Raw genomic sequence first — 16012 nt, forward strand, 5'->3', positions numbered from 1 at the left:
GTGCGGTGCGGTGCGAGTGCAAGTGCAAGTGCGAGTGTGGGTGTAAGTGCAAGTGCCGGTGCCGGTGCCGGTGCGGGTTAAGCTAAGTGAAACTTGCTCAGTGCACAGTTGGTAGTGCGGAATACAAACAAGCAGAAGGCGGCAGCGCAGTGCGCTACCGCCTTGTACCAAGCTTATTGCGGCACGTCCACCGTCGTGCCGCTGACAGTGATCGCGTTGGCTGGCGCCGGGGCGGCTGCAATCGGCGGCAGGTTCGCCTCCGTCAACGGCACCGCATTATCCGGCCGAGTGGTCGTGCGCACCACTTGCGATGGCGGCAATGCAGCATTGCTGCGCAGATGCGCCATCATCGCGTCGAGCGCGCGGAACAGGTACACGTTCAGCGGGATCACGTACTGCGGCAGCGCATTGGTCAGCACATCGAAGTGGTTGCCATTGGTGACCTCGATGTAGCGCAGCTTGCTTGAGGAGCCTTCCGCTGCCGCGTTCAGTCCCAGGTACGCACGCGACGTAAAGTTCACCACCATCAGCGTATCGCTGCGGCCATGCACGATGATCGCCGGTTTGCCGTTCAGCTTGCCATTTGCAACCACCTCGGCGGCCCCGTCGCGCACCCGCTTGCTTTGCGCGGCCAGCGTGCCGGTCAGCGCGTTGCCGTTGACGGGATCGATGCCGGTGGCCAGTGCACGCAGGCACAGGAAGCCGTCGAGCGACTGGTCGGCCAGGTTGGTGCTGGGCGAAACACCCGCCGCATACGACCGGGCGCCGCCGACCGAATCCTCGTAGATCGGCGTGCCGATGATGCCGTTCTGGGTGGCAAAGCTGGCAGCCTTTTGCGCGGCGGTGAACGTGGTTGGCAAGCCCGCCGTATCGACCGGGCCGAAGGTAAAGCCGCACACCTTGTCGGTGGGCGCGAAGCGGCCATAGGCAAATGTATAGGTGACGGCCACCAATACATTGATCGGCGAGTAGGTTGCCTGCAAGGGATCGGACTCCGCCAGCCAGCCGTAGGCACGCAGCCGCGCCCTGGCGTCAAGCTGCTGCGCCACCAGGTCGGCGCCGACCAGCAGGCCCTTGGCCACGAGCGCCGTGCAGCGGCCGGACGTCGCTGCCGTGGCGGCAATGCACGGCTGGTACAGCGCTGCATACGTCGAGTAGTCGATCAGCAGCTTGCCCTGCCCCGTCACCGGCGTGCCGTTCTGGCGCACCGAGTAGCTGGTGGTGTCCTTGGGCTGGATCTGCGGTTCACTTACCGCCAGTCCGGTGATCAGGCCCTTGCGGTCCTGCTCGGCAGCCAGCAGCGCGGCAGCGCCGCCGTTGGAAACGCTGGAACCGATGGTGATCGTATTGCGCGGCGTAAAGCGCACGCGGTGACCCTTGCCGTCCCTGCCCGGCTCACCAAACTTTTCGTTGAGCGCGTAGTAAGCGAACTCCACCGATTGCAGCACGTGCGTGCCCCAGTCTTTTTCCGGGTTCTGCTGAGAATGCGCATGCTTGGATGCGATGCGGCCCGGGTAAGCGGCAGCAAACGCGGCACGTTCGGCTTCGGTAATCGCCGGGGAGAAATTGGCGTTGTTGCCTGTTGTCGTACGTGGTGCGCGCACGCCGGTGCGCAGGTTCACGCTGTCGTCCTCGAACGTGTACAGGCCGGTGCCGGTACCCTTGTCGGTATAAGCCACCGCGCACTTGTGCTTGAGGCCCCATTCACCCGCCGTGGCAATCGCCCCGTACACGCCGCGCGAACCGCTCGAGGCGCCGGTGATAATGCACGGGTTGCTGACATCGAAACTGTCCGGTATTTGCACCATGACCGTCACGTTCTGGTTGCCGCTGCCGTCGTCGGCGTAAGCGATGTACTCGGTGCCGGCGATCTTGCCCTCGCCGGTGGTGGGCACGCCGTTGACATCGACATTGGGTCCGTATAGGCGGCCATAGCCGGCAGTGGGATTGACGTCGGCAATCGCCCGGTAGTTGAAATAGATGGCGTTGCGGCGCAGCTCGGCCGGCGTGGGATTGAGTGGATCGGCATAGCCGGGCACCGGTGCGGCGGCAGTCAGTCCGGAGGCGCCGAGGCCGCCGGTCAGCAAATCGTCGGACACGCCATCGTAGGTGACAACGCTGATGTCGCGCAGGTAGCGCGGTGCTTCGTTCGGTTCGCCGTGGTGGCCATGGTGTGAGCCGCAGGCGCTCAATGCCAGGGTGGCAATAGCGGCCGTAACGGCGGAGACAAGTGTCGTGGTTTTCATGCTCATCCTCCAGATTGGTAAATGATGGACGGAAAGAGTCCCTCCAGACTGCTGCCAGAAATTTACCCCGTCCAAATGGAAAACGCCGGGCAGATCGCCCGGCGCATGTGCTACGTCATACTTGGTCCAGAAAACTCTCAGGCCGGCCTGGCCACCGGCTTTTTCCGGCTCCAGGCCAGGAACTCGCCGATGATTCCGCGCCGGAATGCCAGCACGCAAATGATGAAGATCAGTCCCACCACCATGTTGACCGCCTCGCCGATGGTGGTGAACCACTCGATGCCGCTGACCGACGACAGGTAAATGCCCCAGTCGCCCAGTTTATTTTCAAGCATGATGATGATCACCGCGCCGAGGATGGGACCGGCCAGCGTGCCCATGCCGCCAACCAGGGTCATCAGTACCACCAGGCCGGACATGGTCCAGTGGACGTCAGTCAGGGTTTCGAAGCCCTGTACCAGCACCTTGAGGCCGCCGGCCAGGCCGGCCAGCGCGGCCGACAGCACAAACGCCAGCAGCTTGTACTTGTCCACGTCGTAACCGAGCGAAATCGCGCGCGGCTCGTTTTCCTTGATCGCCATCAGCACCTGGCCGAACGGCGAGTGGACCGTGCGCACGATCAGCGCAAACGCGCCAACCGCCAGCGCCAGCACGAAGAAGTACAGCAGCAAGTCGTTGCCGAGGTCGATCATGCCGAGCACGCTGCCACGTGGAACACCCTGCAAACCATCTTCGCCACCGGTAAAACCGCCGGCGCGCAGCGCGATAAAAAACACCATCTGCGCCAGCGCCAAGGTGATCATGGAAAAATAAATCCCCTGGCGGCGGATCGCCAGCCCGCCCATCACCAGGCCCAGGCCGGCGCCACTGAGCAGTCCCATGAACAGGCTCAGCTCGACCGGCCAGCCCCATACCTTGAGGGCGTTGCCCACCACGTAGCCGGCGCCGCCAAAGAAGGCCGCGTGGCCGAACGACAGCAGGCCGGTAAAGCCGATCAGCAAGTTGAAGGCGCAAGCGAACAGTGCAAAGCACAGCAGCTTGGCCAGGAACACGGGGTAGCCGATGAAGGGCGCCGCCAGCGCGACCGCCAGGGCCAGGGAATAACCGAGTGTCTTGTTCATGAAGAGCCTCTTATTTTTCTTTACCAAACAAACCGGCAGGACGCAGCAGCAGCACCACGATCATCACCAGGAATACCACCGTCGAGGAAAACTCCGGGTACAGCACCTTGGTCAGGCCCTCGATCACGCCAAGCCCGAGGCCGGTCAGGATCGAGCCCATGATCGAGCCCATGCCGCCGATCACCACAACAGCGAACACGACGATAATCAGGTTCTGGCCCATCAGCGGCTGGACCTGGATGATCGGCGCCGCCAGCACCCCGGCAAAGCCCGCCAACGCGACGCCGAAGCCGTAGGTGAGCGTGACCATCAACGGCACGTTGACGCCGAACGCTTCCACCAGCTTGGGATTTTCGGTACCGGCGCGCAGGTAAGAGCCCAGCTTGGTTTTTTCAATCACGTACCAGGTGGCCAGGCACACCACCACGGAGGCGACCACCACCCAGGCGCGGTAGTGCGGCATGACCATGAAGCCGAGGTCGGTAGCGCCAGCCAGCGCGTCGGGTGTCTGGAACGGCTGGCCCGACACGCCGTAGAACGAGCGGAACACGCCTTCGACCAGCAAGGTGATGCCAAAGGTGAGCAGCAGCCCGTACAGGTGGTCCAGTTTATACAGCCAGCGCAGCATGGTTTTCTCGACGATTACGCCGAACGCGCCGACGGTCAAAGGCGCAAGCAGCAACATCCACCAGTAGCTGAGGCCGAAATACGTCATGCCCATCCAGGCCACGAACGCGCCCATCATGTACAGGGCGCCATGGGAAAAGTTAATCACGTTGAGCAGGCCAAAAATCACTGCCAGGCCCAGCGACAACATCGCGTAGAACGAACCGTTGACGAGACCCAGCATTAGCTGGCTCAACCACACGGTCAAGGGACGGCCGAATATTTCCATGAGATCACTAACAAAAAAAGTCGCCTGCTCGAGGTGCGCTGTGCCAGGCGGGGGTCGGGAGGGTAAGAACCGGGGCAAGCCGAATGGCCGCCCCGGGCAGGCATCACATCATTTCCACAGGCTGCACTTGGTTTCCGCCTTGGTGGCGTACGCCTGGTCGCCGGGGATGGTGGCCACCACCTTGTAGTAATCCCACGGATATTTCGATTCCGATGGCTTTTTCACTTCCATCAAATACATATCGTGGACCATGCGTCCGTCCGGACGGATCACGCCGTTCCTGGCAAACATGTCGTTGACCTTGTTGGCCTTGAGCCAGGCCATGACCTTGTCGGCATCGTCGGTGCCGGTAGCCTTGACGGCTTTCAGGTACTGGGCGGCAGCGGAATAATCGGCCGCCTGCAGCATCGATGGCTCTTTCTTCATCTTGGCAAAATAGCGCTTGGACCAGGCGCGGGTATCGTCGTTCTGGTCCCAGTACCAGCCGTCGGTCAGGTACATGCCCTGCGTGAGGTTGAGCCCGAGCGAGTGGATATCGTTGATGAAAATGAGCAGCCCCGCCAGTTTCATTTTCTTGGTGATGCCAAACTCGTTGGCGGCCTTGATGGCGTTGATGGCGTCGCCACCGGCATTGGCCAGGCCCAGGATTTGCGCGTCCGACGATTGCGCCTGCAGCAGGAACGACGAAAAATCCGATGCCGACAGCGGGTGCTTGACCGCCCCCAGCACCTTGCCACCGGCCGATTTCACCACGTCCGCCGTGTCTTTTTCCAGCGATTGGCCGAACGCGTAATCGGCGGTGAGGAAATACCAGTTCTTGCCGCCCTGCTTGACGATGGCGCCGCCGGTGCCGCGCGCCAGGGCGATGGTGTCGTAGGCATAGTGCACGGTGTACGGCGTGCACTCCTCGTTGGTAAGCCGGGCCGAACCGGCGCCAATCGATATAAACACTTTTTTCTTTTCCGCAGCGACCTTGGCCATGGCCAGGCTGGCGCCGGAATTGGTGCCGCCGATCAGCATGTCCACGCCCTGCTGGTCGAACCATTCGCGCGCCTTGGACGCGGCAATGTCGGCCTTGTTTTGATGGTCGGCGGAAACGAATTCCACCTTCTTGCCGGCGATGGCGCCACCGGCATCGGCAATGGCCATCTTGATCGCTTCGGCGCCGCCGGCGCCGTCGATATCGGTGTACAGGCCGGACATGTCGGTGATCATGCCGATCTTGATGGTGTCGCCTGAGATTTGCGCCTGCGCGCCATACGACAGGCACAGCGCGCAGGCGCTGACGAGTACTTTGCGTTTCATGGTGTCTCCCGAGGAATATTGGAACGAAAACCGCTACACGCCGAGAAGCTCCGTCAACACTGGCATCTTGGCGCTGAGTTCGGATGCAACAAAGGTCTCGACGATCTGACCGTGTTCCATCACATAGAACCGGTCCGCCAGGGGCGCGGCAAACCGGAAATTCTGTTCCACCATGACGATGGTGTAACCGCTGGCCTTGAGGGTTTTGATCATGCGCGCCAGGCCTTGCACGATCACGGGCGCCAGCCCCTCCGAGATTTCATCGAGCAGCAGCAGCCGCGCGCCGGTGCGCAGGATGCGCGCGACAGCCAGCATTTGCTGCTCGCCACCGGACAGCCGGGTGCCCTGGCTATGCTTGCGCTCCTCGAGGTTGGGGAACATGGCGTAGATATCGGCCAGCGCCATGCCCTGCTTGGCGCCGGCCAGCTGCGGTGGCAGCAGCAGGTTTTCCTCGGTGGACAGCGAGGCGAAAATGCCGCGCTCCTCGGGACAATAGCCAACGCCGAGGTGGGCAATCTGGTGCGTGGGCAGGCCGATCGCCTCGGCACCGTTGACCTTGATCGAACCCTTGCGGGCGCCGGTCAGGCCCATGATGGCGCGCAATGTGGTGGTGCGGCCGGCGCCGTTACGACCGAGCAAAGTGACCACCTCGCCCGCTTGCACGCGCAAGTTGACGTTGTGCAGGATGTGCGATTCGCCGTACCAGGTTTGCAGGTTGCAGATGTCGAGCGCTGCGGTCATCAGTGCGCTCCTTCGAGTTCGTGGACTTCGGTGCCTGCTTCGGTTCCCATATAGGCTTCCATCACCTGCGGGTTGCGCGACACCTCGGCATACGTGCCTTCGGCCAGCATGGCGCCGCGCTGCAGCACCGAGATGCGGTCGCAGATCCCGGCCACGACTTTCATATTGTGTTCGACCATCAGGATGGTGCGCCCGGCCGAGACTTTTTTGATCAGTTCGGTAACCCGGTGCACGTCTTCGTGGCCCATGCCCTGGGTGGGTTCGTCGAGCAGCATCAATGCCGGGTCCATCGCCAGGGTGGTGGCGATTTCCAGCGCGCGCTTGCGTCCGTAAGGCATATCGACCGTGACCGTGTCCGCGAAACCGGCCAGATCGACCTCGGCCAGCAAGGCCATGGCGCGGTCGTCGAGGGCAGCGAGCTTGCGTTCGCTTTGCCAGAAATGGAAGCTGGTGCCAAGCTGGCGCTGCAAGCCGATGCGCACATTTTGCAGCACCGTCAGGTGCGGAAACACGGCGGAAATCTGGAACGAACGGATCACGCCGAGCCGCGCGATGTGCGCCGGTTTGGCTGCCGTGATGTCCTTGTCGTTGAACAGGATGCGGCCGGACGTGGGCACCAGGAACTTGGTGAGCAAATTAAAACAGGTGGTTTTGCCCGCGCCGTTGGGGCCGATGAGGGCATGGATATGACCGCGCTGGACGCGAAGATTGACGTCGCTAACGGCGGTAAATCCGCGGAACTCCTTGGTCAAATGCTGTGTTTCCAAAATAAAGCCTGACATCCTGTCTCCTTGTTTTTATATGCAAGGTACCGCCTTTTTTTCAGATCATACACAGTAACAAATTGACCAACAATACGGTATAAATACGAGGATTGTTTGATCCAGATCTAGTCAGACACCCTTATGCTGATTGGGTTTCTTGATGAGCTCGGCTGCTTTTTCCGCAATCATGATGGTGGGAGAATTGGTGTTGCCGGCGGTGATCAGCGGCATGATGGAGGCGTCGGCGATGCGCAAGTTTTGCACGCCGATTACGCGCAATTGGCTGTCCACCACGGCATCCGGATCGTCGCTGCGACCCATCTTGCATGTGCCCACCGGGTGGAAGATGGTGGTCCCGATCGCCGCAGCGGCGTCGGCCAGTTCCGCGTCCGTGCGCAGGTGCGCGCCGGGCCGGAATTCTTCAGGAGCCAGGGCGGCCAGCGCCGGCGCGGCAACGATGCGGCGCGTCAACGCCAGCGCGGCGGCCGCCACCTGGCGGTCGTGCGCGGTGCTCAAATACAGCGGCGAAATCTTTGGCGGTATATGCGCATCGGCGCTGGCGATGCGCACATGGCCGCGCGATGTCGGCCGCAAGTGGCACACGCTGGCGGTAAAGGCGGGAAACGCGTGCAGCGGGTCGCCGAACTTTTCCAGCGACAGCGGTTGCACGTGGTACTGCAAATCGGGCGTGGCCTGGCCGGGATCGGACCGGGCAAAGGCGCCCAGTTGCGACGGCGCCATCGACATCGGACCGCTCTGGAACGCCGCATACTGGGCGCCGATGCGCAGCTTGCCGAACCAGCTTGCCGCCAGCGTGTTGAGGGTGCGCGCGCCACGCCCGAGCTTGAAGATCATGCGCAGTTGCAGGTGGTCTTGCAGGTTTTCGCCCACCCCGGGCCGATCGAGTACCGGCGCAATACCGAGCGCATGCAGACGGCTGGCCGCGCCGATGCCCGAACACTGCAAGATCTGCGGCGTGCCGATGGCGCCGGCGGCCAGTACGGTCTCGGCGCTGGCGCTGGCCGTATAGCGCGTGCCGCCACCGGTAAACACCACGCCGGTGCAACGCGGGCGGCCCTCTCGTGGGCCGCCCTGTCGTGAGCCGCCCTCTCGTGGGCCGCCCTCCCCCGCAGCCGGCGCGAACAGCAACCGTTCCACATGGCAGCCGGTCATGATGGTCAGATTGGGCCGGCGCGCAGCCGGCCGCAAGAACGCCTTGACCGTGTTCCAGCGGATGCCGCGCTTCTGGTTGACGTCGAAATAGCCGCAACCGTGGTTGTCGCCGCGGTTGAAATCGTCGGTTTTCGGAATGCCGCACTGCTCGGCGGCAGCGCGAAACGCTTCCAGCACCGGCCACGACACGCGCTGCTTTTCTACCCGCCATGGCCCGCCCGCGCCATGGAAATCGGACGCGCCGCCGTGGTAATCCTCGCTCTTCCTGAACAGCGGCAGCACCGACTGCCAGCGCCAGCTGTCGTCGCCGACCAGTTCGGCCCAGCGGTCGTAATCGGCAGCCTGGCCGCGCATATAAATCATGCCGTTGATCGACGAACAGCCGCCGAGCAACTTGCCGCGCGGGTAAATCAGGCTGCGTCCGCCCAGGCCGGCTTCGCTTTCGGTGCGGTACATCCAGTCGGTACGCGGATTGTCGATGCAGTGCAAATAGCCAACCGGAACGTGGATCCAGAAATAATCGTCGCGTCCGCCCGCTTCGATCAGCAGGACTTGTTTGGTGGAATCCGCACTGAGGCGGTTGGCGAGGACGCAGCCGGCCGAGCCCGCGCCGATGATGATGTAGTCGTAGTCACCTGCTGATTCCAAACTGCGGCTCCCCCGGTCACGCCCCTGAAAAGAGGTGTTTACCCATGTGGATAACCTTATGGATATCCACAGGTGCGAAATGTGCGTAAACGAATTTTTTTTGGGGACACCATTTTTTATCCAAAAACAGTGCCTGTCCACATACACAGTTTACGCGCCCGGTTCTACAGCGCGTAAACGCCTGATTCTAATCCAAAATAGCGACTTATCCACAGAAAAGTGTCCACGTAAACAACTACTACTATTCTTTATATACATCTTTTAGAGTAAACCACAGCACGCGCCAACGCGAACATCGCGCCAGCACAGGCTTTCCCCTATACTCGGCTTGTGCAAGACAACGCCTCACAACCGTGTCGGAGACCGATTGTCATCCATGCCTACCCAACCGCGATCGCCTGCCTACCTGCGCTTTCGCCGTCGCTTGCTCACGGGCCTGTTTCTGGCTGCAACGCTGGCCGTCACGGTGGTCATCACCCAGGTCCGCACGTCCTATATCGAACGCGAACAGGCATTGCAAAGCCAGACCGATCACTACGTGAAAGCGATGGAAGCGTATGTGGCCAACTCGCTGCAGTCGGTGGACCTGGCCATGATCGGTTTTGCCAATGCCATCAAGGTGCTGCCCAGCACGCAAAATCCTTCCCGCGCTGCCATTTCCGACTTGTTATCGGCACGCGCGGCCAATTTCAATGTCGATTACTGGCTCACTTTTCTCGACACGCGGGGCAATGTCGTTGCCACGTCGCTCGATATCGATGTCACCGGCCAGAACTATGCGGAACGCGACTACTTCAAGATCCATCTCGACAACGCCAACGGTAACCGGCCGTATATCGGCGCACCGGTACGTGGCAAATACACGGGTAAAAAACTGTTTTTCGTCAGCCGCCGGGTGGAAAACGCCAAAGGCGAGTTCATCGGCGTGCTGCTGGCGCCGCTCAATGTCGAGCGCTACGCCTCGGTGTTCGACAATTCGCGGTTTACCGCCGATATTTCGATCACCCTGTTCTACCGCGATGGCAAGATCATCGCCCGCGCGCCGCTGTTCGAACAGTCGTTCGGACGCGACTTGTCCAACAGCGAGTTGTTCAGGCATCTACGCAACGGCAACACCGGCACCTACAAGGCGGTCGGCATCATCGACGGCTTGCATCGCACCTACAGTTACCGCATGTTTGACCAATTTCCGCTGGTAATGCTGGTGGGCAGCAGCGATGCCGAGGCGGCGCGCCAGAAAAACCGCAGCTACCTGGTGGCCGGCGCCGGCCTGGTTTGCCTGTTGTTGCTGATGACGGCCGGCGGCATGTATTCGCTGCGCACTTATGCGCGCCAGGAAGAACGCGAGTTGCGCATCCGCGCACTGCTGGGCGAGAGCCGCGACATGGAGCAAAAGCTGCGCGCCAACGAGGAATCGATGAAATTGTCGGCGCTGCTGTTCCACAATATCGGCGAAGCGATGATGGTGACCGATGCCGCAGGCCGCATCCTGACCGTCAATCCCGCTTTTTCCCTGCTCAGCGGCTATACGGAACACGAAGTGATCGGTCGCCGCAGCTACGAATTAACCGCCGGGCGCGAAGGTGTCGAGTTTTTTGCGCGCATGACCAAAACCATCCGCGAGACAGGCCAGTGGGACGGTGAAGTGTGGCACCGCCACAAGGATGGCACCGAGTACCTGGCGGAAATCCGGTTCGACACCGTCCACGACGACTTCGGCCACCCGTTCCGCTACGTCGCGTTACTGAGCGACGTGACGGAAAAAAAGGCATCGGAAGAACGGATCTGGCGCCAGGCCAATTTCGACGGCCTGACCGGGCTGGCCAACCGGCGCATGTTCTACGAACTATTACGCAAGGAAATGAAGAAAGCGGACCGGGCGAAGTTGCCGATGGCAATATTGTTCGTCGATCTCGACCGTTTCAAGGAGGTCAACGACACCTTGGGGCACGACAAGGGCGACCTGCTGCTCAAACAAGTGGCAGAACGGTTGACCGCCTCGATGCGCGGCACCGACCTGGTGGCCAGACTCGGCGGCGACGAGTTCATCGCCCTGCTTGGCGAGCTGCGCAACCCGGCCGACGTCACCCGCACCGCCAGGGAAATCCTCAAACAGATGAGCACACCGTTCGACCTGGACGGCGATGGCGCCCATATCGCGGAGATTTCAAGCAGCATCGGCATCGCTTTGTACCCGCAAGACGGCAAAGATATCGAAACGCTCATGAAAAACGCCGATCAAGCCATGTATGGGGCCAAGGAAAGCGGTAGAAATCGCTTCCAGCACTACGCTTCTGTGGATAACGTTCTGGATATCCACAAGGATCGATGTGAGTAAGCGCCTGGTGAAGCAAAGGCCGTAATTTTATGCAGAAATTGTTCTGCAACTGGTACAGCGCTTATGCGCCTGCTTGTAAAAGTTGTAAACAGCTGATTCGTAAACGTATACAGAACTTATCCACAGCTTTGACCGCGTTTACTACTACTATTATTTTATATAAATTCTTTGTAAACAAGTAAACAGCAACAGCCCCGACAAAACCCGAAAACCACTCAAAACAGCCCGAAAACAGCGGCAACCACAGGCCTGTTCGCAGTCCAAGTCCCGTTCTGCACGCAAGAAACGCCTTAGAATCGACCGTTTTGAACGCTGCGCTGTGGACAAGGACGTTGCTGTCCACATGCAAAACGTCGTCATCGATCCAAAAACAAGGGAAAAAACATGCGTCTTGGCATCATCAGTGCGTTGGCCGAAGAACAGCAGGGGCTGCTGGAAGCCCTCCAGAGCCCCGCCACGCGCGTTCACGGCATGCGTGAGTACACGACAGGGAAACTGTGGGAAATCGACGCTGTGTGCGTTCTGTCGCGAATTGGCAAGGTTGCCGCTGCCATGACAGCCGCGATCCTTGTGGAAAAGTTCGGTGTTACCCACATCGTCTTCACCGGCGTTGCCGGCAGCGGGGATGCGCACGTGAATGTCGGCGATATCGTGGTGGCCGACAGTCTGGTCCAGCACGATATGGATGCGTCACCGCTATTTCCCCGATTCGAGGTGCCATTGACCGGCCTGTCGCGCTTTGCCACCGACGTGGCTTTGACCGAACGGCTGGCGGCCGCTGCTGCCAAAACCACGCGCGTGCACCGTGGTTTGATTGCCAGCGGCGACCAGTTCATCGGCAGCCTGGAACAGATCGTCGCTTTAAAGACCGTCCTGCCCGACTTGCTGGCGGTGGAAATGGAAGGCGCGGCCGTGGCGCAAGTGTGTTTCGAGCTGGGCATACCGTTCGCGGTGATCCGCACCATTTCCGACAATGCCAACGACGATGCGGCCGTCGATTTCCTGCATTTCATCGAAACCGTGGCGTCGCGCTACGCATTCGAGGTGATCGAGAACTTCTGCAAGGCATAAAAAAAGGCCGGCAAACGCCGGCCCAAAGGGTCTACAACAGGTTCTTGACTATACCGACAGCGTCATCAGGCTGGCATTGCCGCCCGCCGCTGTCGTATTCACGCACAGGGCCCGCTCAGCAAGCAAACGCCACAGCGGGATGGCATCCTCTGCATTGGTGTCGATCAGGCTTGCCAGGGCCCCTTCCCGGGCCGCCAAACGCGGGTGCAGGCCTGCCGCCAGCTGCGATTCCACCAACGCCACCTGGAACGGGCCCTCCACGCCGTCGCCAGCGCGGCCGATGCAGTCTTTCACGGCCGCCGGCAAGTCGGTCGGCAGCAGGCTGGCGGCTTCGTTCGCGACCAGCGCGGTGTTACCGGTGGCCAGCACCGCCGCCAGCTGGTTCAGCAGCGCTGGCTGGGTGCCGGCTGCGCACAGCACGGCGCCGCGTGGCAGCAGCGCCAGGGTGTTGCGCTCGCCGGTAGGGCCCGGCAGCGTGGTGAGGTTGCCCAGCATGCTGGTGCGGCCGTATTGCTCGATCAGCGCAGCCAGGCGCTGCTGGCCGTGCAGGTTGGCCCAGGCAGTGAGCGCATCGAGCGCCGGCGCCGGCTGGCGCTGGTGGGCGCTGGCGGCTACCGCGTTGCGTTGCAGGCGTTTCAGGTACAGCGGGCCGCCGGCCTTGGGGCCGGTGCCCGATTTGCCCTCGCCGCCGAACGGCTGCACGCCGACCACGGCGCCGACGATGTTACGGTTCACGTAAATATTGCCGACGTGGGCATTGGCCGTGATGAAGTCGATGGTTTCATCGATGCGCGAATGCACGCCCAGGGTCAGGCCGAAGCCGGACGCGTTGATCTGCTCGACCAGCTTGGGCAGGTCGGCGCGGCGGTAGCGGATCACGTGCAGCACCGGGCCAAATACTTCGTGCGTGAGTTCGGCCAGCGAGCGGATTTCCAGCACCGTCGGCGGCACGAAGGTGCCGGCCGTGATCACGTGCGACGGCAGATCGAGCGAGAAGTAGTTGACCGCCGTGCCTTTCAGTTTGTTGATGTGCGCCAGCAGGTTGGCTTGCGCCTCGGCATCGATCACCGGGCCGATATCGGTCACCAGTCGGTCGGGGCTGCCGACGTTGAGTTCCTGCATCGCGCCCTTGAGCATGTGGATGGTCTTGTCGGCGATATCTTCCTGCAGGAACAGCACGCGCAGCGCCGAGCAGCGCTGGCCGGCGCTGTCGAATGCCGACGAGATCGCATCTTGCACCACCTGCTCCGGCAAGGCCGACGAATCGACGATCATGGCGTTCTGGCCACCGGTCTCGGCGATCAGCGGGATGTCGCAGTGTTCCAGCGCCGCACGCCTGGCCAGGGTGCGGTTGATCAGCTGCGCCACTTCGGTCGAACCGGTGAAGATCACCCCTTTTACGCGCGCGTCCGCTGTCAGTGCGGCGCCTACCACTTCGCCGCGGCCTGGTAAAAATTGCAGCGCGGCGCGCGGGATGCCCGCTTCGTGCAGCAACTCCACCGCGCGGAATGCGATCAGCGGGGTTTGCTCGGCCGGCTTGGCCAGCACCACGTTGCCGGCGGCCAGGGACGCTGCCACCTGGCCGGTGAAAATCGCCAGCGGGAAGTTCCACGGGCTGATGCAGGTAACGGGACCGAGCGCCAGCGGATTGGTGGCGCCGGCCACTTCGGCTGCGTAATAGCGCAGGAAATCGACCGCTTCACGCAGTTCGGCAATCGCGTTGGGCAGCGATTTACCCGCTTCGCGGATGGCCAGGGTCATCAGTTCCATGGCGTTGGCTTCGAACAGGTCGGCAGCGCGCTCGAGGGCGGCAGCGCGCACGGCCGGTTCGGTGGTTTGCCAGTCCATGGCGTACTGATTGGCGGCGATCAGCGCCGATTCCACGTCGGCGGCAGTCGCTTCCACCAGCTGGCCCACCACGTCGGCGCGCTGGGCCGGGTTGGTGATCTGCAGGATCGGCTGGCCGGCCGAGACGCCGCCAGCGAGCAGCGGCAGCGCGTGCCAGCTACGCGGCGCTGCCAGCGCGGCGGCGATGTCGCGCAGCACGTCTTCGTTGGCCAGGTCGAAACCGGCGGAGTTCTTGCGTTCGGCGCCAAACATGGCCAGCGGCAGGGCAATCGCCGGGTGCGGCAAGCCGCCCTGCTCGCGCGCCTGCGCCACCGGGTCCTTGATCAGCGCATCGACGGGTATCGCTTCATCGACGATCTGGCTCACGAACGACGAGTTGGCGCCGTTTTCCAGCAGGCGGCGCACCAGGTAGGCCAGCAAGGTTTCGTGGGTGCCCACCGGGGCATAGATGCGGCACGGCTTGTCGAGGTTGTCCTTGCCGACCACCTGGTCGTACAGCGACTCGCCCATGCCGTGCAGGCACTGGAATTCGTAGTCGGTCACGCCGTCGCGCTTGGCCCAGGTGTAGATGGTGGCCAGGGTTTGGGCGTTGTGGGTGGCGAACTGCGGGTAGATCACGCTGGTGGCGGCCAGCAGGCGCTGGGCGCACGCCAGGTACGACACGTCGGTGTACACCTTGCGCGTATAGACCGGGTAGCCGGGCATGCCATCGACCTGGGCGCGCTTGATTTCCGCGTCCCAGTACGCGCCTTTGACCAGCCGCACCATGAACTTGCGGCCGCTGCGGTGGGCCAGGTCCACCAGGTAGTCGATCACGAACGGGCAGCGTTTTTGGTATGCCTGCACGACAAAGCCGATGCCGTCGAAGCCGGCCAGCGCCGGATCGTGGGCCAGCGCTTCCATCAGGTCCAGCGACAGCTCGAGGCGATCGGCCTCTTCCGCATCGATATTGAGGCCGATGTCGTATTGCTTGGCCAGCAGCACCAGCGCGCGCACGCGCGGCAGCAGTTCGGCCATCACGCGCGCGCGCTGGGCGCGGCTGTAGCGCGGGTGCAATGCCGACAGTTTCACGGAGATGCCGGGGCCGTTACGGATGCCGCGGCCGTTCGAGGCCTTGCCGATCGCGTGGATCGCGGTTTCGTACGAGGCGTAGTAATTTTTGGCGTCCGCTTCGGTCAGCGCCGCCTCGCCCAGCATGTCGTACGAATAGCGGTAGCCGCGCGCCTCGTTGGCCTGGCCGTTCTTGATCGCCTCGCCGATGGTCTGGCCGGTGACGAACTGGTTGCCCAGCATGCGCATGGCCAGGTCCACGCCTTTGCGGATCAACGGCTCGCCACCTTTCGAAATCAGCTTGGTCAGGGCCGAACCGAGGCCGGTTTCACTGTTGGTGGAGACCAGCTTGCCGGTGATCAGCAAGCCCCAGGTGGCGGCGTTGACGAACAGCGATGGCGACTCGCCCAGGTGGCGGCGCCAGTCGCCCTTGCTGATTTTGTCGGCAATCAGGCGGTCGGCGGTGGCATTGTCGGGAATACGCAACAGTGCTTCAGCCAGGCACATCAGCGCTACACCCTCTTCCGACGACAGCGAAAACTCGTGCATCAGCGCATCGACACCGGAGGCGCGGGTACGCTGCTGGCGCACCGCGCTGACCAGTTTATGGGCCAGCTGGCGCGCCTGTTCGACACTTGCGCCGTCGTGGTTGGCGACCTGGCCGAGCAGCCACTGCACGGCGGTGATTTCATCGCGGCGGTAGGCTGCCGTCACTGCGGCGCGCAGCGAGATCGGGTCGCGCAGGATCTCCGCCTGGAGCGCTGCAAAAGGGGTGAAAACGGTGGGGTCTGCTGCGTGCATGAAAGTACTTT

10 protein-coding genes are annotated in these 16012 nt (G+C 62.2%); 2 read left to right on the plus strand and 8 right to left on the minus strand.

What is annotated here, in order from left to right; translation table 11 throughout:
- Positions 1 to 173 precede the first annotated feature (173 nt).
- The 7 genes from SR858_RS26175 to SR858_RS26205 form a co-directional block, all read right to left on the minus strand.
- Complete coding sequence (locus SR858_RS26175; RefSeq protein WP_019924052.1) at positions 174 to 2246, minus strand: D-(-)-3-hydroxybutyrate oligomer hydrolase; 2073 nt, start codon at positions 2244 to 2246, stop codon at positions 174 to 176.
- A 137-nt stretch (positions 2247 to 2383) separates the two neighbouring features.
- Positions 2384 to 3367: a branched-chain amino acid ABC transporter permease gene (locus SR858_RS26180; protein ID WP_019924053.1), complete on the minus strand. Its 984-nt coding sequence runs from the start codon at positions 3365 to 3367 to the stop codon at positions 2384 to 2386.
- 10 nt (positions 3368 to 3377) lie between these two features.
- Complete coding sequence (locus SR858_RS26185) at positions 3378 to 4262, minus strand: branched-chain amino acid ABC transporter permease (RefSeq protein WP_026637685.1); 885 nt, start codon at positions 4260 to 4262, stop codon at positions 3378 to 3380.
- Positions 4263 to 4370: 108 nt separating this feature from the next.
- Positions 4371 to 5567 (minus strand): ABC transporter substrate-binding protein, encoded by a 1197-nt coding sequence (locus SR858_RS26190; RefSeq protein WP_019924055.1) that lies wholly within the window; start codon positions 5565 to 5567, stop codon positions 4371 to 4373.
- Positions 5568 to 5600: 33 nt separating this feature from the next.
- Positions 5601 to 6308, minus strand: a complete 708-nt coding sequence (locus SR858_RS26195; RefSeq protein WP_019924056.1) for an ABC transporter ATP-binding protein — start codon at positions 6306 to 6308, stop codon at positions 5601 to 5603.
- On the minus strand, positions 6308 to 7090 hold the full coding sequence (locus SR858_RS26200; RefSeq protein ID WP_026637686.1) for an ABC transporter ATP-binding protein: 783 nt from the start codon (positions 7088 to 7090) through the stop codon (positions 6308 to 6310). The genes SR858_RS26195 and SR858_RS26200 overlap by 1 nt, the downstream gene beginning before the upstream one ends.
- Positions 7091 to 7201: 111 nt before the next feature.
- Positions 7202 to 8893 (minus strand): GMC family oxidoreductase, encoded by a 1692-nt coding sequence (locus SR858_RS26205; protein WP_019924058.1) that lies wholly within the window; start codon positions 8891 to 8893, stop codon positions 7202 to 7204.
- Between the two features lie 376 nt (positions 8894 to 9269).
- Here SR858_RS26205 and SR858_RS26210 point away from each other — a divergent pair, with 376 nt between their 5' ends.
- Both SR858_RS26210 and SR858_RS26215 read left to right on the plus strand, forming a co-directional pair.
- The gene (locus SR858_RS26210; RefSeq protein WP_019924059.1) at positions 9270 to 11231 is read left to right on the plus strand and encodes a bifunctional diguanylate cyclase/phosphodiesterase; all 1962 of its coding nucleotides are present in this window, start codon (positions 9270 to 9272) and stop codon (positions 11229 to 11231) included.
- Between the two features lie 384 nt (positions 11232 to 11615).
- On the plus strand, positions 11616 to 12302 hold the full coding sequence (locus tag SR858_RS26215) for a 5'-methylthioadenosine/adenosylhomocysteine nucleosidase (protein ID WP_019924060.1): 687 nt from the start codon (positions 11616 to 11618) through the stop codon (positions 12300 to 12302).
- A 48-nt stretch (positions 12303 to 12350) separates the two neighbouring features.
- Here SR858_RS26215 and putA read toward each other — a convergent pair whose 3' ends face one another.
- Positions 12351 to 16001, minus strand: a complete 3651-nt coding sequence (putA, locus tag SR858_RS26220) for a trifunctional transcriptional regulator/proline dehydrogenase/L-glutamate gamma-semialdehyde dehydrogenase (RefSeq protein WP_019924061.1) — start codon at positions 15999 to 16001, stop codon at positions 12351 to 12353.
- Positions 16002 to 16012: the final 11 nt, after the last annotated feature.

The organism is Duganella zoogloeoides (assembly GCF_034479515.1).
GTDB classification, from domain to species: domain Bacteria; phylum Pseudomonadota; class Gammaproteobacteria; order Burkholderiales; family Burkholderiaceae_D; genus Rugamonas; species Rugamonas zoogloeoides.